This window comes from Campylobacter sp. Cr9, assembly GCF_020138295.1.
GTDB lineage: Bacteria > Campylobacterota > Campylobacteria > Campylobacterales > Campylobacteraceae > Campylobacter_E.
Window position 1 is genome coordinate 130,474 of record NZ_JACGBH010000002.1, and the last position, 17,709, is coordinate 148,182.

19 protein-coding genes and 1 pseudogene are annotated in these 17,709 nt (G+C 28.0%); 2 read left to right on the forward strand and 18 right to left on the reverse strand.

Annotated elements, in window-relative coordinates:
• Positions 1–31 precede the first annotated feature (31 nt).
• Both nusA and AVANS14531_RS02015 read left to right on the forward strand, forming a co-directional pair.
• Positions 32–1,126, forward strand: coding sequence for a transcription termination factor NusA (gene nusA / locus AVANS14531_RS02010; protein ID WP_239816751.1), 1,095 nt, complete (start codon positions 32–34; stop codon positions 1,124–1,126).
• Positions 1,123–2,100: a pyridoxal phosphate-dependent aminotransferase gene (locus tag AVANS14531_RS02015; protein ID WP_336611129.1), complete on the forward strand. Its 978-nt coding sequence runs from the start codon at positions 1,123–1,125 to the stop codon at positions 2,098–2,100. The genes nusA and AVANS14531_RS02015 overlap by 4 nt, the downstream gene beginning before the upstream one ends.
• Here the strand turns inward: AVANS14531_RS02015 and AVANS14531_RS02020 are convergent.
• From AVANS14531_RS02020 to AVANS14531_RS02100, 18 genes and pseudogenes are all read right to left on the reverse strand, one after another.
• Positions 2,097–3,146: a GGDEF domain-containing protein gene (locus AVANS14531_RS02020; RefSeq protein WP_336611130.1), complete on the reverse strand. Its 1,050-nt coding sequence runs from the start codon at positions 3,144–3,146 to the stop codon at positions 2,097–2,099. The genes AVANS14531_RS02015 and AVANS14531_RS02020 overlap by 4 nt on opposite strands.
• Positions 3,130–3,909 carry an ABC transporter ATP-binding protein gene (locus AVANS14531_RS02025; protein ID WP_336611131.1) on the reverse strand — a complete coding sequence of 260 codons (780 nt, stop codon included), beginning with the start codon at positions 3,907–3,909 and terminating at the stop codon, positions 3,130–3,132. Before AVANS14531_RS02025 ends, AVANS14531_RS02020 begins: the two co-directional genes overlap by 17 nt.
• Positions 3,902–4,948: a FecCD family ABC transporter permease gene (locus AVANS14531_RS02030; protein WP_336611132.1), complete on the reverse strand. Its 1,047-nt coding sequence runs from the start codon at positions 4,946–4,948 to the stop codon at positions 3,902–3,904. Before AVANS14531_RS02030 ends, AVANS14531_RS02025 begins: the two co-directional genes overlap by 8 nt.
• Positions 4,935–6,026 carry an ABC transporter substrate-binding protein gene (locus AVANS14531_RS02035; protein ID WP_336611133.1) on the reverse strand — a complete coding sequence of 364 codons (1,092 nt, stop codon included), beginning with the start codon at positions 6,024–6,026 and terminating at the stop codon, positions 4,935–4,937. The genes AVANS14531_RS02030 and AVANS14531_RS02035 overlap by 14 nt, the downstream gene beginning before the upstream one ends.
• Before the next feature lie 60 nt (positions 6,027–6,086).
• Positions 6,087–6,848 carry a MetQ/NlpA family ABC transporter substrate-binding protein gene (locus AVANS14531_RS02040; protein ID WP_336611134.1) on the reverse strand — a complete coding sequence of 254 codons (762 nt, stop codon included), beginning with the start codon at positions 6,846–6,848 and terminating at the stop codon, positions 6,087–6,089.
• A gap of 9 nt (positions 6,849–6,857) precedes the next feature.
• Entirely contained in the window at positions 6,858–7,628 is a 771-nt protein-coding gene (locus AVANS14531_RS02045) for a MetQ/NlpA family ABC transporter substrate-binding protein (protein ID WP_336611135.1), read from the reverse strand.
• Positions 7,629–7,637: 9 nt separating this feature from the next.
• Positions 7,638–8,378, reverse strand: a complete 741-nt coding sequence (locus AVANS14531_RS02050; RefSeq protein ID WP_239818515.1) for a methionine ABC transporter permease — start codon at positions 8,376–8,378, stop codon at positions 7,638–7,640.
• Positions 8,375–8,743, reverse strand: a complete 369-nt coding sequence (locus AVANS14531_RS09185) for an NIL domain-containing protein (RefSeq protein WP_442862387.1) — start codon at positions 8,741–8,743, stop codon at positions 8,375–8,377. Before AVANS14531_RS09185 ends, AVANS14531_RS02050 begins: the two co-directional genes overlap by 4 nt.
• A 57-nt stretch (positions 8,744–8,800) precedes the next feature.
• Positions 8,801–9,325 (reverse strand): annotated as a pseudogene (locus AVANS14531_RS09190) (methionine ABC transporter ATP-binding protein); the annotation flags it as partial.
• 277 nt (positions 9,326–9,602) lie between these two features.
• Complete coding sequence (gene cmoA / locus AVANS14531_RS02060) at positions 9,603–10,313, reverse strand: carboxy-S-adenosyl-L-methionine synthase CmoA (protein WP_336611137.1); 711 nt, start codon at positions 10,311–10,313, stop codon at positions 9,603–9,605.
• Positions 10,303–11,172, reverse strand: coding sequence for a bifunctional riboflavin kinase/FAD synthetase (locus tag AVANS14531_RS02065; RefSeq protein WP_336611138.1), 870 nt, complete (start codon positions 11,170–11,172; stop codon positions 10,303–10,305). The genes cmoA and AVANS14531_RS02065 overlap by 11 nt, the downstream gene beginning before the upstream one ends.
• Positions 11,144–11,839, reverse strand: a complete 696-nt coding sequence (gene tlyA, locus AVANS14531_RS02070) for a 23S rRNA (cytidine-2'-O)-methyltransferase TlyA (protein WP_336611139.1) — start codon at positions 11,837–11,839, stop codon at positions 11,144–11,146. The genes AVANS14531_RS02065 and tlyA overlap by 29 nt, the downstream gene beginning before the upstream one ends.
• A complete protein-coding gene (gene ligA / locus AVANS14531_RS02075) occupies positions 11,836–13,764 on the reverse strand; it encodes an NAD-dependent DNA ligase LigA (protein ID WP_336611140.1) in 1,929 nt (642 codons plus the stop codon). The genes tlyA and ligA overlap by 4 nt, the downstream gene beginning before the upstream one ends.
• Positions 13,761–14,870 carry a dihydropteroate synthase gene (gene folP / locus AVANS14531_RS02080; protein ID WP_336611141.1) on the reverse strand — a complete coding sequence of 370 codons (1,110 nt, stop codon included), beginning with the start codon at positions 14,868–14,870 and terminating at the stop codon, positions 13,761–13,763. Before folP ends, ligA begins: the two co-directional genes overlap by 4 nt.
• Positions 14,857–15,435, reverse strand: a complete 579-nt coding sequence (locus AVANS14531_RS02085) for a DNA polymerase III subunit delta' (RefSeq protein ID WP_336611142.1) — start codon at positions 15,433–15,435, stop codon at positions 14,857–14,859. The genes folP and AVANS14531_RS02085 overlap by 14 nt, the downstream gene beginning before the upstream one ends.
• Positions 15,432–15,959: a HobA family DNA replication regulator gene (locus AVANS14531_RS02090; RefSeq protein ID WP_336611143.1), complete on the reverse strand. Its 528-nt coding sequence runs from the start codon at positions 15,957–15,959 to the stop codon at positions 15,432–15,434. The genes AVANS14531_RS02085 and AVANS14531_RS02090 overlap by 4 nt, the downstream gene beginning before the upstream one ends.
• On the reverse strand, positions 15,959–17,161 hold the full coding sequence (locus AVANS14531_RS02095; RefSeq protein WP_336611144.1) for an aspartate kinase: 1,203 nt from the start codon (positions 17,159–17,161) through the stop codon (positions 15,959–15,961). The genes AVANS14531_RS02090 and AVANS14531_RS02095 overlap by 1 nt, the downstream gene beginning before the upstream one ends.
• Positions 17,155–17,622: an RNA pyrophosphohydrolase gene (locus AVANS14531_RS02100; RefSeq protein WP_239818505.1), complete on the reverse strand. Its 468-nt coding sequence runs from the start codon at positions 17,620–17,622 to the stop codon at positions 17,155–17,157. The genes AVANS14531_RS02095 and AVANS14531_RS02100 overlap by 7 nt, the downstream gene beginning before the upstream one ends.
• Positions 17,623–17,709 lie beyond the last annotated feature (87 nt).

The following is a 17,709-nucleotide window of genomic DNA, read 5'->3' on the forward strand; positions in this document are numbered from 1 at the left end:
TAATCTTCAAACTTCAATTAAAGGTAAAATCTTGGAAAGAATAGTAGATATAATAGAATCAATAGCGAATGAAAAATCATTGCCAATAGAAGAAGTTAGCGACAAAGTTGTAAAGGCTATAACTAACACTGCAAAAAGAATTTTTGGTGATGATAAAGAATTTAGCGTAGATGTTAAAAAAACACTTTGTGTTTATCAAAATCTTTTAGTAGTTGCTGATAAAGATGAATTAGCAAATGATGATAGTAAATATATAAGTTTAAGCAAAGCAAAACTAGAATCAAGCGAAGTAGAAATCGGAGATACTCTAAAATATGAAATATCTTTTGCTAACCTTGATAGAACTGCAATCAATTGGCTTTATAAAGAGCTTGAATATAATGTTCAAAGACTTGTTGAAGAAAAATTATTTGAAAAATATCAAAGTATGATTGATAAACTAATCTTTGGAACGGTTGTATTTATTGACCATGAAGAAAATACTTTCATAGAATTTGATGAAATTAGAGCAGTTTTACCTAGAAAAAATCGTATAAAAGGTGAAAAATTTAAAGTAGGCGATGTTTTAAAAGCTGTTATTAAAAAAGTCAGCGTTGATAAAAAATTAGGTCTTAAAGTAGAAATTTCAAGAACATCTCCAAAATTTTTAAATGCACTTTTAACCCTTGAAGTACCTGAGATTAAAGATGGGGCTATTGAAATTATAAATAGCGCTAGAATTCCAGGTGAAAGAGCAAAGGTTTTATTAAGAGCAAATTCTATAAATATAGATGCAGTAGGTGCAAGTGTTGGAACAAAGGGCGTTAGAATTAATGCAATTAGCAAAGAATTAAATGGAGAAAATATAGATTGTATAGAATATTCTAACGAACAAGCTATTGTGGTTTCTCGTGCTTTAGCTCCTGCTATTATAAACTCAGTTACAATTGATAATGATGTAGCAAAAGTTGTAATTAATCACGATCAAAAAAGCAAAGCAATAGGAAAACAAGGTATAAATATTAGACTTTGCAATATGCTAACAGGTCTTAGTATTGAATTAATTGAAGTTGGCACTGAAGCAGAAAACCATATAAGCTCAGTTGAAGCTAAAGCAAATCTTGAAAATCTATTTAAAAATATATGATTGATTTAAGCAAAAACGAAAATACTTGCAATATTTTAGATGTAAAAGACATTGTAAATAAAATTGATTTTAATAGGTATTCGTTTGATGAAAATTATAAATTACTTGATGAATTAGCAAGTTTTTATAATTTAAATAATGATAATTTTGTTTTAGGTAATGGCTCTAGTAATGTTATTTATATGAGCCTTTTAGCTCTTTATAAAAAAGCTAATGCAAATATTAAACTAATAGCTCCACTTCCAACTTTTGAGCTTACAATAGAATATGCAAGAAATATAGGTTATAGCATTGATACATTTTATGAAGAATTTGAAATAGGAATTAGCAAAATTAATTTGGATTCAAATAAAACTAATGTTATATATATTGCAAATCCTAATAACCCAACAGGTTTAACCTTAAATAAAGAAAAATTAGAATACTTAAACTCAATTTGCAAAGATAATACTTATATGCTATTTGATGAAGCTTATTTTGAGTTTGCTAATGATTATGAAGGCTTAGAATTAGCTAAAAATCCAAATATTTTACATATTAGAACTTTTTCTAAAATGTATTCTTTAGCAGGAATTAGAATAGGATATGGAATATCGCATAGTGATTTTATAAATATTATTAAGCCTTATTTTAGTATAGATGCGATTAATTCTATTGCTCTAAATTGTGCTATTTATACACTAAAGCAAAAAGATTTTGCAAATACTACTAAAAATATAATTAATGAAAATAAAAAATATTTAGAAGAAGTTTTTAAAGAGCTTGATATATTTTATTATAAATCACAAGCTAATTTTATATTACATAAAATCAAAGATATTAATTATGCAAATTATATGAAAGAGCAAGGAATAATAGTAGGAAGAAATATAGATAATTTCCCATTATTAAATAGAATTAGCATAGGTAATATTGATGAATTACACGAATTTACAAAAGCTTTAAGATTAGCAAAAGCTAAGAATTTAGTTTAAGCTTTTGTAATCACACATTTATTTTTACCTGTATTTTTACCTACATATAAGTTTTTATCAGCTATTTCAAACATTTGCTTATATTCTTTTGGATTAAAACTAGATATGCTAGCTCCTATCGTAACACTTATTGTTTCATGTAAATCACTTATTTTTAATCTAAAAATATCTTCTCTTATTTCATTTAAAAACATGCTAGCAATATCAGTATCGTCAATATCAGCAATAATTAAAAATTCTTCCCCACCCCATCTGCAAATATCAACATTATATTTAGCATATTTTTTATTTTTATTAATTAGCACAATCGCTAACATTTTTAAAACAATATCACCGGTTTGATGTCCGTAAGTGTCGTTAATATGCTTAAAATTATCAATATCCGCAATTGCTACTAAAATATTTTCTTGATTATATTTAGGCAATACTACATCTTCAATATATTTTCTATTATTAAGACCTGTTAAAAAGTCTTTATAAATTAGTTTCTTTAAATCATTAATTTTTTTACTAGGAATTACCGTTACTAACAAACCATAACCTATTAAGAATGTAAATAAAATACCTATATTAATAGGATATAAAATAACATTAGAGCTTTTGTAAATATCGTTATTAAATAATTTTTCACTATGTAAAATAGGCGAATTTGCATCAAAATAACTAATATAAATTATCGTAATAATAACTAAAGTAGAAATAATGCAAGTGCTTTTTCTAAAGAATAAAAACTGAGCTAACATTAAACAGCACAACAATAAGTCAAACCCACTAGAAGCACCAGTATAATAAATACCTGCTAATTGATGTAATAAAATTTCTAAATAAGCTATTGAATAATAAAAATCAGACCTATGACTTTGAAAGGTAGTAGCTAAAAAAGCATAAGTTAGGGTTGAAAAAATATTTATTACAAATAGCTCAGTAATGCCTATAAAATAAAAAATTCCTATAAACGATAGATGTAAAATAAATGCTAAAAGTATTATAAAATAACCATAATCATCTACAATTCTATCAACTAAAATATTATATATTTTCTTCATATTTTTCCTTGTTTAATGAGCCTAATACCTGAATAAAAGTTTTATCATCTATTTTATTAACGCTCGCTTTTACTTCATAAATTTCTTTAATTAAATCAAGATTTATAATTTCATCAATCTTGCCTTTTTTATATACTTTTTGATTATGTAAAAACACTGCTTCATCACAAAACAAACTTGCTAAATTTAAATCATGTAAAACCACTATGCTTATTAGATTATTTTCTAAAGTTATTTTTCTTAAAGCTTCTAATAAAATACATTGATGTTTTAAATCTAGCGCACTTACAGGCTCATCAAGTAATAAAATCTTTGGATTTTTAAGTAAAACTTGTGCAAAAGCAATCATTTGCCTTTGTCCGCCCGAAAGTTCTTTTATGTTTAAATTAGCTAGATGAGAAATCTTAAACTGCTCTAAAATCTTAGTAGCTTTAGCTAAAATCTCATCGCTTATTTTTAAACCTAAATCATTATAAGCGCCTAATAAAACTACTTCTAAAGCACTAAGATTTGTATGAGTATGAAAGCTTTGAAGCATATAGCCGATATTGCTTTGCCAAGCCTTAATATCTTTTGAATTAGTATCCTTATAGGTCATATCAAATTTATTATCTAGTTCAAATATGCTATCAAGCAAAGTGCTTTTTCCAACCCCATTTGCTCCCAAAATTGCATATATTTTTCCTAATTCAAATTCTAGGTTTAAATTATCTAATATTACTTTATTTGCCTTTTTTACATAAAGATTATTTATTTTAAGCATTTTTATTCCTTAGAATTATAAAGAAGAAAAACGGAACTCCTATAAAAGAAGTTACTATACCTATCGGAAACAATGCTCCCGGAACTATTATTTTTGATACACTTGAAGCAAGACTTAAAAATAAAGCTCCTATTATCATAGATGCGGGTAGGAAAAATCTTTGATCTTCTCCTATTATTATTCTTGCAATATGTGGTGCAACAAGTCCGATAAAGCCAATAACCCCTACAAAAGATATTGCAACCGAGCTAACCAAACAAACGCAAAATAATACCTTTATTCTAAGATAAACCAAATTAACACCTAAAACCTTAGCATTCTTTTCGCCTAATCTAAATACGCTTAAAGCCCAATTATCCTTTAATAAAAACAAATAAACAAATATAGTTACAGCAAATACTATTAAAATATTTAAGTAAGTTGCTTTTGATAAACTACCAAATAACCAAAACAAAATCTGCTGTGATACTTCAGGGCTTGATAAATACTGAACTAAAGATAAAAAAGATTGAAATAAGAACAATAAAGCTATTCCGACCAACACAAGGCTTTGGGTGTTATAATTATTGTTTTTAGCAAACATAAATAATACACTTGAACTTAACAAGCTTGCCAAAAATGCACCTAATGGAATGCTAAAAAACGAGCTAATAATACTTACATTAAAAGCAATCATTAAAGACGCTCCAAAACCAGCAGCAGCACTAAGTCCTAAGGTATATGGACTTGCTAAAGGATTATTTAAAATAGTTTGCATTAATGCTCCACCAAGACCTAGTGCAGCACCAACTACAACAGCCATTAAAGCCATAGGTAATCTTAAATTATAAACAATATTAACATGGATTTTTTGAATATCAATATCAAATATTTTTGACAATAAAGCTTTACAAACTACGATTAAATCAAGCTGAGCAGGACCTGTAGAAATATCTATAATAAAAAATAATATACATAAAATAAAAGAGATTAATAAAAAGCTTAATCTCTTTTTGATTATTAGCTTGTATGCAAGAATTTCTTCGTTAAAATTTCTCATCATCAAGCTTTAACATAAATGTTCCATCAGGAATAATAGGTAAGTATTTTTTATGATAATTTATATAATCATCACTTGGATTAATATCACTGAATAATTCAGGATAAGCTGCTTTTGCAATAAATTCAAGCATAAAAATATCGCTTAGAGTTCTAAGCATACTATGATAACCACCGAAAATTCTTTTATTTTTAACTGCATTTAAATCTTGCCAAGTAGTTCTTGCAGCAAAACCTCTTAATCTAGTATTTGCTTCTTCATAAGTAATTTCATTTCCCATTACCATAGAAGTTTTATTTTTCTTAAGCTCACTTTCACGACCTGCAATTATTATAATCTCAGGATCTTGCAACAATACTTCTTCAGGATTAATTGCGCCCCAAGTCTTAATAAACCCATCGGCTACGCTTTTAGCATTTGCCTTATCAATCAATGCTCCCCACATATAATGTGAATATGTAACTCCATTATCAGCAGGTCCATTTATTCCGTATTCAATATATACTTTAGCTTTATTTTTGATATCTTTTGTTCTTGTTTGAATTAATTCTAAACGCTTTTTATAATCATTCATAATTTCTAAAGCTCTTTTTTCTTCACCTGATAAAATACCAAAAATCTTTGTGCTAATCTCGTGATTTTCAAGTTTTCCTTCATGATAATCTACCACAATGATAGGAATATTTGCGATTTTTATAGGATTTAGAGTATCTTTTAAAGTATCGTATTGCCATTTTGCTAACACTAAAACATCAGGCTCAAGCGCTAAAATCTTTTCAACCGATAAAGTCCCAGCTTCAGCTTCTCCAAAATCAGTTATCTTATCTAAGTTAGGCATTGCATTTAAATACATTTGCCAAGAAATCGGACTCCATTCACTCCAAACAGCCTTAGAAAATCCAACTACTTTATCAAAAGCCTTCACACCACCAACTGCTAAATAATCAGTATAATAAAATCCTAAAGCAATTTTTTTAACTGGAGTATTTAAGGTAATTTCATTACCAACTACATCTTTAAAAGTGATTTCTTTAGCAAAAATGCTAAGAGAAAATAAAATAAGTAAAATAAATCTCAATACATCCCCTTTAAATTAAAGAATTTGAAATAGGAATTTGCTTTTGCAAATTCCATTCAATTAAAATGCAGGGATTATAGCACCTTTAAATTGCTCTTCAAGTAAGTTTTTAATTTTTGGAGTTTTTATAACTTTAATTAAAGCTTTTACTTCTTCATTATTTTCATTGCCTTTTTTAACTGCAATAACATTTACATAAGGGCTATTTAAATCTTCTAAATAAATAGAATCCTTTGTAGGATTTAGTTTTGCAGCTAATGCGTAATTTGTATTAATCACAGCTAAATCACATTCATCTAAAACTCTTGGCACTTGTGCAGCTTCAAGCTCTTTTATATCAAGATTTAAAGGATTTTCAGTAATATCAATAACACTTCTAAACTTTACTTCTTTATTTGTCTTAATAAGCCCAGCTGCTTCAAGAATATCTAAAGCCCTACTTTCATTCGTAGGATCATTTGGAATATAAACTAAAGCGCCATTTTTTAGCTCTTTTAAATCCTTAATCTTTTTTGAATATGCTGCCATTGGAGGCAAAAATACATTTGCAACTGCTACTAAATCAGTGCCTTTACTTTCGTTAAAGTCTTCTAAAAAAGGCTTATGTTGATACATATTAGCATCTAATTCGCCATCGTTTAATGCTAGATTTGGCAAGATATAATCATTAAATTCAACGATTTTTAATTCATAACCTAATTCTTTTAAATCATCTTTAATATTTTCTAAAATAGTTGCATTTGGATAAGGAGTAATTCCTACTCTTAAAACTTGCGCACTTGCATACAAACAAAACGCTAAACTTAAAGCTAATTTTTTCATTTTTTCTCCTTAAAAACTAGGGATTATTTCGCCCTTATATTTCTCTTCTATAAAAGTCTTAATTCTTGCATCATTTATAGACTCAACCAAAACTTTAGTCTTTTCACTATCAATATTGCTAGTTTTTACAACTAGATTATTAGTATAAGGACTATCTTTGCTCTCAATAATTACTGCATCTTTTGTAGGATTTAGCTTTGCTGCTAATGCGTAATTTGAGTTAATTACGGCTAAATCACATTCATCTAAAACTCTTGGTAATTGTGCAGCTTCAAGCTCTTTTATCTCAAGATTTTTAGGATTTTTTACAACATCAAGTGGAGTTTTTAGCTCAACATTTTTATCAAGTTCAATTAAACCAGCTTGTTCTAATATATCAAGCGCTCTACTTTCATTTGTAGGATCGTTTGGAATATAAATTAATGCCTTATCGCTTAAATCCTTAATATCTTTTATCTTTTTAGAATATGCTCCCATAGGCTCAAGATGAACAGGTGCAACTGCACTTAATTTTGTTCCTTTTTGTTTATTAAACTCATCTAAATATGGTTTATGCTGAAAAAAGTTCGCATCTAATTCATCATCATCTACGGCAAGATTAGGCAATACATAGTCATTAAACTCAACGATTTTTAACTCATGACCTTTTTCTTTTACAATCTTTGCAACTTCTTCTAAAATCTCTGCATGTGGCACAGGTGTTGCACCAACACTAATAACATCAGCAAATAAATTTGCACCTAAAGCCACACAAGCAGCTAAACTAAACAACTTTTTCATTTTTTCTCCTTAAATAAAATTACCTGAATAAACAAACAATAAAATTAAAGCTAATATTGAAATATAAAGATATTTATCCTTACCTTTCCTTAAAGCCTTTTCTACTAAATCGCCCCAAATCTGAACTATTTGAACTAGGACAATCAAAACTATAACAGTTTCTATCATAATATCTGTTTTAAATCTTTGATAACCATAGCGATTAGCGACATCTCCAAGTCCGCCACCGCCAACAATACCTGCCATTGCACTATAACCAATCACAACTATTAAGGTAAGCGTTGCAGCGTTTATTAAAGCTGGTAATGCTTCATATAAAACAACTTTAAAAATAATTTGCACCCTACTAGCTCCATAACTCTTAGCAGCTTCAATTATTCCGTAATCAACTTCATTTAAAGCGTTTTGAACTAATTTTGCAATAAATGGAGCAATTCCTATTGTAAGTGGCACAATTGCAGCTGTTGTTCCTATGCTTTTTCCAATTAAAAGCTTTGTAAAAGGAATTAGAGCAATTATTAGCACTAAAAACGGAAAAGAACGGAAAATATTTACTAAAAAATCAAGCACTCTATAAAATGTAAGATTTTCATATAAACCACCCTTTTTACTAACAAAAAGAAAAATCCCTAAAATAAGCCCTAAAACAAAACCAACGATAGTTGCACTTATACTCATATATAAAGTCTCTTTTAAAGCAGGATATAAAATCTTGTCAAAATGTTTTAAAAAATTATCAAAATAATTCATACTTCCTCCCATAAAACACCGCTTTTATTAATGTATTCGCATACTCTTTGCTTATCGTTTGGATTAATATTAATAATTAAAGAGCCTAATGCAATATCGTTTAATTTCTCTATCTTTCCCCAAACTATTGAAAAATCAATATCAAGTTCTCTAGCCATTTTAGAAATTACTCCATCTTGAGCCACTTCTTTAGGAAAAATTAACCTAATATTAAGGCCACTTTCAGGCACACAATCTGCCTCATCTAAAAACTCTCTCATTTTCTTACTAGGCTTTAAGAATATTTCGCTAATTTCTCCGTTTCCAATAATCTCTCCACCACTTAATAAACAAGCTTTATTTGCCACTCTTTTTACCGCGTCCATTTCGTGAGTTACTAAAACAACGCTAATTCCTAAATCTTTATTAATTTGTTTTAATAAATCTAAGATTTGATTAGTTGTAGCAGGATCAAGCGCGCTCGTTGCCTCATCACTTAATAAAATCTTAGGATTAAGTGCAAGTGCTCTTGCTATTGCAATGCGTTGCTTTTGACCACCACTAAGATTGCTTGGATATGAATTAGCCTTATCACTTAAGCCTACTAAATCAAGCAATTCTTTAACCCTTTTATCAATATTGTCCTTTTTATGTAAGATTAAAGGCATTGCTATATTTTCATAAGCTGTTTTTCTTCCCATTAAAGCAAAATGCTGAAATATCATTCCAACTTCACTTCTTAATTCTCTTAACTCTTTTTCTTTAAGGTCTTTTATTTCGTTTCCATAAACTTTTAGCGAGCCTGCCTGATAACTTTCAAGTGCGTTTATACATCTTAAAAGCGTGCTTTTACCTGCTCCACTTTGTCCTACAATTGCGTAGATTTCGCCTTGATTAATAGTAAGGCTAACATCATTTATAACACAAGTATTACCATAATATTTCTTAAGATTTTTTATCTCAATCATAACTTTCCTTAAAATTAAATTTTAAAGAAAAATAAAAATTTTTGATTTTTAAGTTAAAGAAGCAAAAATGTTTTATCTTTCTTTTTTAGCTGCTTGCTTTTGGTATGAAATTATTTGCGTCTAGCTAAAAAAGAAAGTTTTTTAAGCCAGACGCTATCGCATCTGCATCATCATTTATAATCCTTTTTTTAAAATATTTTTTGATTAAAGCAAAAAATATTTTTTATGTCAAGGAAAAAATTAGATATTTGCATTAAATTTGTTACATTTAGTAACATTATTCTTTAAAAGCAATAAAAGAGCAAAAATTCGCCCACCTAAAAAAGCAATCAATTTGCTTAAAATTAGCATTTTTTAAAATATTTACATTCTCATCATAAGTAAAAGGTATCAAAACATTTTCTAAAGCTGCTCTTTTTTGAGCTATTTCATATCTTGAATATCCTTGATTTTCTTTATAATTTTCGTAAATATCTATTATGTTTTTTTGTAAGACTTTATTATCATATAAAAGCTTTTCGCATAATATAAAAACTCCGTTTTTATTAAGCTTTTTATGGATTTTATTTAGCAATTCTTGTCTTAAAAGAGGTCTTATAAAATGAAGAGTATAAGAGCAAATTATCGCATCAAAACTCTCATTAAGGCTTAAAATATCTTCTATATTTTGATTATAAAAATTAATTTTTACGCCTAAATCATCGGCTTTAATTTTAGCACGTTTAAGCATCTCTTCTGAATTATCAAGCCCAAATAATTCTAAATCATCTCTTTTAGAAAGTGCTAAAAGAGTATTTGCAGTAGAACATCCTAAATCTAAAACCTTTGCATTCTTTGGCAAAATTGCACTCAAAATACTAAAAATTAATTCTTGATTTTGCAAATAATACGGCACACTGCGAGTAACCATATCATCAAAAACCCTTACAACTTTTTCATCAAATTCAAATTGTTTAACTAAATTATCATTAAAAACTTCATCTCTCATTTTTTGCCTTTAAGCTTAATGCTTTAATATCCAAATCAATTTGAGCCTTTAAGCTATTAAAATCATCAAACTTTTTATTTTCTCTAAAAAACTCTAAAAATTCTATTTTAATTTGCTGGAATTTGAAATAGGAATTTGAATTATTTAAAATATGAACTTCTAAAGCTTCTTTTTCATCGGTTGAGCGTTTGCCTAAAAATACAGCCCCTAAGTATTCATTTTCATCCAAAAATACTTTTGCATAATAAACCCCAGCTTTTGGTAAAAAATAATTCTCATAATCTACATTGATAGTTGGCACGAAAAATTTAGCCCCTAAGCCTTGACCTTTGATTTGTTTGCCTTTTATATAGTAGTTTCTTCCTAGATAAGTTTTCACATCTTTTAAATTAGCATTTAATAAACATTCTCTAATTAAGCTTGAATGAACGCTAACACCATTAATTTTATATTCATCTACAACAATGCAATCAAGTCCTGAAAAGCTCTTTAATTCTTTTGCATGAGCTGCTCTATTTTTGCCAAAATGAAAATCATATCCTGCTACAAAATACTTAAGTTGTGTAAAATTATACATAATATTTTGTGTAAAATTATACGCACTTTCTTCTTTTATCTCATCAAGATTTACAAAAAATACCTTACAATTTAATAATTCTTGCTTGTAAAAAATAGGAACTATTTCTTTAGTTTTTTTATAAATTATAAGCAAAGCTCCATTTTCATCAAGTCTTTTTATAAGCTCAAAATGACCTAAATGAAGCGCATCAAAACACCCTATTGCAAGACTTGTAACCGAACTTAAATCTTCTTTTGTAGCTTTTAAAATCTTATTTTGTGTAAGCGTAAAAATATTCATAATTTCCATCTTTTCCACTTAAGTTTGATTTAGCTTTTTTAAGCAATCTTAAGCCTAGTCTAGCTAAATTAGTTTCAAACTCTAAACAAGCCTTATTAATAGCTTTTTCATCTTTTACTACGCCAGTTTTACTTCGTTTTGCAGCCTTGCCTACTTCAAATTGAGGTTTAAATAAAAGTATTAAATACTCACTACTAAGTCTTATTAAATCTTTAATTATTAGATTAATTGATATAAAACTAACATCGCAAACAACTATTTTAAAGCTTTCGTGATTAAAATCTCTTATATCAGTGTTTTCATATACTTTTACTCTTAAATCTTGCCTTAAACTCTCATGCAATTGATTGCTACCAACATCAACGCAAGTAACACTTCTAGCGTTATTTTCTAATAAAACTTGAGTAAATCCTCCTGTGCTTGAACCTACATCTAAGCAATCTTCACCGCAAATTCCTAATTCAAATTCTTGCAAAAATCCCTTTAATTTATATGCAGCCCTACTTACATAAACATCACTAAGCAAAGTGCATTTTGCAAATTCGTTAATGTTTGCGCTTGGTTTTTTTATCTCATCATCTATTAAAACTTTACCTTCTAATAAAAGTTCGCTAGCTTTGTTTCTGCTAATATTAAGCTCGTTTGCAACAAATAAATCAGCTCTCATAAACTATTAAACTCATCTTCATTAATTACTTTTACACCTAATTCAAGTGCTTTATTTAGCTTACTTCCTGCATCACTTCCACATAAAAGATAGCTTGTTTTTTTACTAACACTTGAGCTTACTTTTCCGCCGTTTTCTTTTATTATTTTTTCGTAATATTCTCTTGCATTACTTAGTGTTCCTGTGATTACGAATGTTGTATTTGCAAATTTATCACTTGATTTAATATTAGTATTTTTAAGCCTTAAAATCTCATAAAATCTTACAATCAAATCCTTATTAACACTACAAAATCTAGCAAGTGATTTAGCCATTTCTTCGCCAAATCCATCAAGTTTTAAAAACTCTGCCTCATCTTTTAAATACCATTCATAAGCAAATTCACTAGCTATTTTACTAGCTGCAACTTCTCCTATATTATCAATCCCTAAAGCATTTATAAAGCTACTTAATTCACAATCTTTTGAGTTTTCAATTGAAGTTAAAATATTTGAAATCTTTTTGTTAGCAAAGCCTTCAAGACCTTCAAAGTCTTCATATTTTAGCTCATAAATACATTCAAATGTGCTGATTTTGCCTAAATTAAATAAAAGCTCAATGATTTTATCGCCTAATCCTTCAATATTTAAGCATTTTTTACTTGCAAAATATATTAATTGATTTAGCATTTTTGCCTTACAATTAAGATTAATACATTTAATTAAAGCTCCGTCATCTAATAATTTTTCATTACAAGACGGGCAATTTATAGGTTTTTTTATTTCAATTTCGCTTCCGTTTCTTCTTTCTTTATAAACACGAGTTAATTTTGGAATAACATCGCCACTTCTAATAATGCTAACGCTATCATTAATTAAAAGATTTAATCTAGTAATTTCATCATAATTATGTAAAGTTACTGATTTTACTATCGCTCCATCAATATTTACAGGCTCAAGTGTGCCAACAGGAGTAATTACTCCGGTTCTTCCTACTTGATAAGTAACATCAATTAATTTTGTGATTTGCTCTAATGGTTCAAACTTATAAGCTGCCATATATTTTGGAAATTTAGCAGTGTATTCAGTGCATTTGCTTAAATCATTTATCCTTAAAACAAAGCCATCTAACATCATTTTTTTATTTGCTCTATCGCTTTGTAATTTTTCGTATTCACTTTGTAAAGAACTTGCCCTTACAACCTTACAAAAATCATCTTTTAAAAAGCCTAAATTTCTTACAAATTCCATTGCTTCGCTATGAGTTTTGTATGTTAATGAGTTTTTACCAATTCCATGTGGATAAAATTGAAGATTTCTCTTAGCAACTTCACTTGGCTCTTTTAATCTTAGCGAACCACTTGCAGCATTTCTAGGATTAGAAAACAAGCTTTCATTATTTGCTAGTTTAATTTCATTTAATTTGTCAAAATCATCTTTTAATATAACGATTTCTCCCCTTATTTCAATGAGTTCTTTATAAGAAATTGTTTTTGGAATTGAGTTAATTACTAAAGCATTTTGAGTTATATCATCGCCAATTTGCCCATCTCCACGAGTAATAGCATGAATTAATTTACCATCTTCATAGATTAGATTAAGACTTGCACCATCAAATTTTGGCTCTATAAAAAACTCTTCATTTTCAGCTTTTGCTCTTTTAATCCAAGCTTTTAATTCATCTTCATTAAATACATCTTCCATAGAATACATTTTGCTTAAATGTGCTAATTTATTAAAGCCATCATTTACTTGCATTTGGCTAATCGGAAATACTCTTTGAGTAGGTGAATTAGCGTCAATTTTATCTGGATTTTGCTTTTCGTATTCTTTTATTTTTTTTATTAGTTCATCATATTCTGCATCACTTGCTAATGGGTTTTCTCCTAAATAATAAGCTTTTGCCCAAGTATTTGCTAATTTTATATTTTCTAAATATTCTTTCATATTTCATCCATTTTTTTAAGATAATTTATAACTGCGTTTTGTTCGGCAACATTATGCACTCTAATATAATCAACATTTGAGTTTGCATGTGCTAAAAGACTTAAAGGCTCTTTATATGTGCCAAAAAGTTTTTTATTTGAAGCTGCTAATAAAATAGGTTTATTTAAAGTCTTGAAATGATTTAAATATTTTATTAAAACTAAGTTTTCATATTCGCTTTTACCAAAGCCAATTCCAACATCAATCATAACCTTACTCTCAATCTCGCTTAATTTTTCTAAAAAGAACTCATAAACGCTATTTAAAATAAAGAATTTAGAATCGGAATTACAAATTTTTAAACCTGATTTATTTATATAATTATCAATATAATTATTCTTTGAATGCATTAGAATATATGTTGCATCATAGCTTAATGCTAGTTTTGATAATTTAGTATTTGCACTTATATCATTTACATATTTAAAGCCTAAATCAAGTGCATTTTTATGGCATTGCTCATCAAAGCTATCCAAGCTAAACTCAATTTTTTCATTTAATTTATGTTCTTTTATAAGCTTAAAAATAGGCTTTAATCTGTTTAACTCTAATTTGGCTCCTAAGTAATTTGAATTAGGTCTTGAGCTCATTGCTCCAATATCAATTATACTTGCGTTATTTTCAATAAATTCATAAACTTTTTGCAAAAATATTTTTTCACTAATTCTTGAGCTTTCATAAAAACTATCATCATTTATATTCATAATACCCATAATTTTTGGATATTTTTTGCTAATTTTTAATTCATCTAAAAATTTAGCAAGTCTTTTGCAAGAAAATTGCTGTAATTTAAGCTTATTTGATAAATCCTTTGCATTAATTTCATCAACTAATAAAATACTATCGTATTTAAAATCTCCACCCAAAATAGTGTTTTTATGATTTAATACCACAGCGCCAACGCTTATTGCGTCTTGCTTTAAAATATTTGCAGCAGTTGTGCTTATATTTTTAATATAAATTATGTGTTTATTTGCTCTTTTTAAAAACCTATCTAGTGCAAACTCACTTGAATTAATTTCTTTAGCTGAGTTTTCATCCAGTATATAAAAACTAGCTTCTTTCACGCATTATTCCTAATAATAACCTTGAAGTAATAATTTTTGAATTTGAATTAACCTTTGATAATTCATAACATTTATAAAATTCTTCTAACAAATCTTTGCTTAATTTGATATTATTTTTATAACATTGTTTTATTAAAGCACTTATAAAATCGCTAAGATTTGCTTTATCTATATTGTAATTTGCAATATCTAAATAATTCATATTTTTTAAATCAATTTTAATTTCAAAATCATTTTTATAGCTATCAAGTTTTCTTGAAATTAATCTTGATTTTATAGTGGGTAATAAGATATTTTTTGAACTTACTAAGATTTTAAAATAAACCTTAGCAGGTGGTTCTTCTAGTAGTTTTAACATATAATTTTGAGCTTGAATGCTGTAATCTTTATAAGATAATACAAAATACTTATCATATTCTTCTATCAAATAAGCATTTTGCATAATGCTTTTTGCATCATCTAGTAAAAACTCATCATCTTTATAAATTTTACAAATTTTTACCGATTGTTTTAGCTCATTAATATATTCATCAGGATTTTGAGTAATTATTATCTCGCTTCTCAAATCTTAACCTTTGCAAAAACTATTGCATCTAAACAAGCGTTAATTAATTGAGCTATCGTAATTAGCTTGATATCCAAATGCTCATCGCTAGACTTTAAACAAAAAGAATTATCGTATTCTTCATCTAAGATGAATAATAAACTATCTTTTTTGTTTTTAGCAAGTTTTGCCATTTTAGAATTATCCTTACCAAAATAAACATAAATATATCCATTAGGATAAGAAAGGCTTAAAACATCATCTAATAAATCTTCATTTTTCTCATAATTATCAAGCTTAAAGCCTTTTAAACTAAAAAATGGTAATAAAGGTCTAGCGCTTTTAGCATTCACTAAGCTTAAAAAATAATCTTCAAACCAAGCTCTCTCATCATCAGTAACTACAATAAAAGCTTTTCCATCTAATAACGAGCTAAGCCTTGAAGATAGCAAAGGGCTTATTTTAAACCTTTCGCTATCTAACCAGCTATATTGAATGCCTTTTTTTTGAATAAAGTCTTTTACAAAGCCTAAAAAATCTTGCATTAATTATCCAGCTTATAAACTTTATGTAGAGTTCTTACAGCAAGTTCAGCATATTTTGAGCTTACTATCATAGAGATTTTAATCTCACTTGTTGAAATCATTTGTATGTTTATTCCTTCATTTGCTAATGCTTCAAAAGCAGCACTTGCTACACCCGAATGAGTTTTCATACCAACACCAACAACAGAAACCTTTACAATATCACTATCACTTTCAATCACAACATCACTACCTAAAAGCTCTCTCATAGCTTCACTAGCATTTTTTAGCTCGTTTTGTGGAACGGTAAAACCTAGATTTGTAGTTCCATCATGACCTACGTTTTGAATAATCATATCAACATTTATGTCTTTTTTCGCTAAAGTTGTAAAGATACTTGCTGCAATTCCTGGTTTATCTTCTATTCTTCTTAATACAATTCTTGCTTGATTTTTATCTAACGCTATTCCGCTTACTAATGCTTGTTCCATTTTTTCCTCGCTTGTTATTATTGTTCCACTATTATCATTAAAGCTACTTCTTGTAACTAATTTAACATTTAATTTTTTTGCTAATTCAACACTTCTATTTTGAAGAACTTTCGCTCCTAAACTTGCAAGCTCTAACATTTCTTCATAAGAAACTTTATCAAGTTTTTTAGCTTTAGGTTCAATTCTAGGATCAGTTGTATATACTCCATCAACATCAGTGTAAATCTCACATAAATCAGCATTTAATGCACCTGCAAAAGCAACCGCACTTAAATCACTTCCACCACGACCCAAAGTAGTTGTATTGCCATTAGCTGCATATCCTTGAAAACCTGCAACCACTACGATTTTGCCTTCACTTAATTCTTTTTTAATTCTAGTTGAATCAATATCTATAATTTTTGCATTTGTATAATCATCAGTAGTTAAAAGTCCTGCTTCTTTACCGCTTAACGATATTGCATTATAACCTTTAGAAATCAAAGCAATTGCTAAAAGTGCTGCAGTCTCACGTTCCCCACAAGAAAGCAACATATCTAATTCTTTTTTATTCGGAAATTCTGAATAAAAATTAGCGTTATCAATTAATTGATTAGTTCTTCCACTCATAGCAGAAACTACCACAACTATATCTTTATAAGTCTTTTTTGACTTAATCACCCTATTTGCAACATTTTCTATGCGTTCAAGGTTGCCAACGCTTGTGCCTCCATATTTTTGAACAACTAACATCCTATAAATCCTTCTTTTTGAAAATACTTTAAAACTTTAGTATAAAGTGGTCTTTTAAAATGATTAATATAAGGATTTAAGTCCTTATAATCAACAAAAAGATGCTCTTTAAACTCAGGCTCATTGGTATTTAAATTAATCAAGTTATTATCCCTTATTTTAACTAAAAAATACCTTTGAGTTTGTCCGTCAAAATTATATTTTTTCTTAACAGCCTCATTAGGAAATTCATAGCTTAACCATTCAGGATATTCTGCAATTACTTCAAATTCTTTAGTCCCTAATTCTTCTTCTAATTCTCTTAGAAGTGCTTCTTTTGGGCTTTCTCCTTCATCAATTCCGCCTTGTGGAAACTGCCAAACATCAATATCTAGTCTTAAAGCCACTAAAATCTTACAATTTAGTGGGTATTCTTGAGACAAAACAATAGCTGCTACATTTTTTCTGTAATTTTTCTTCATCTAATAACCTAAAATTAATTTCATACGATACTATCAAGAAAAATTTAATTGAAAGCAACATTTTGCCTAAAGAATTAATTAAATTTA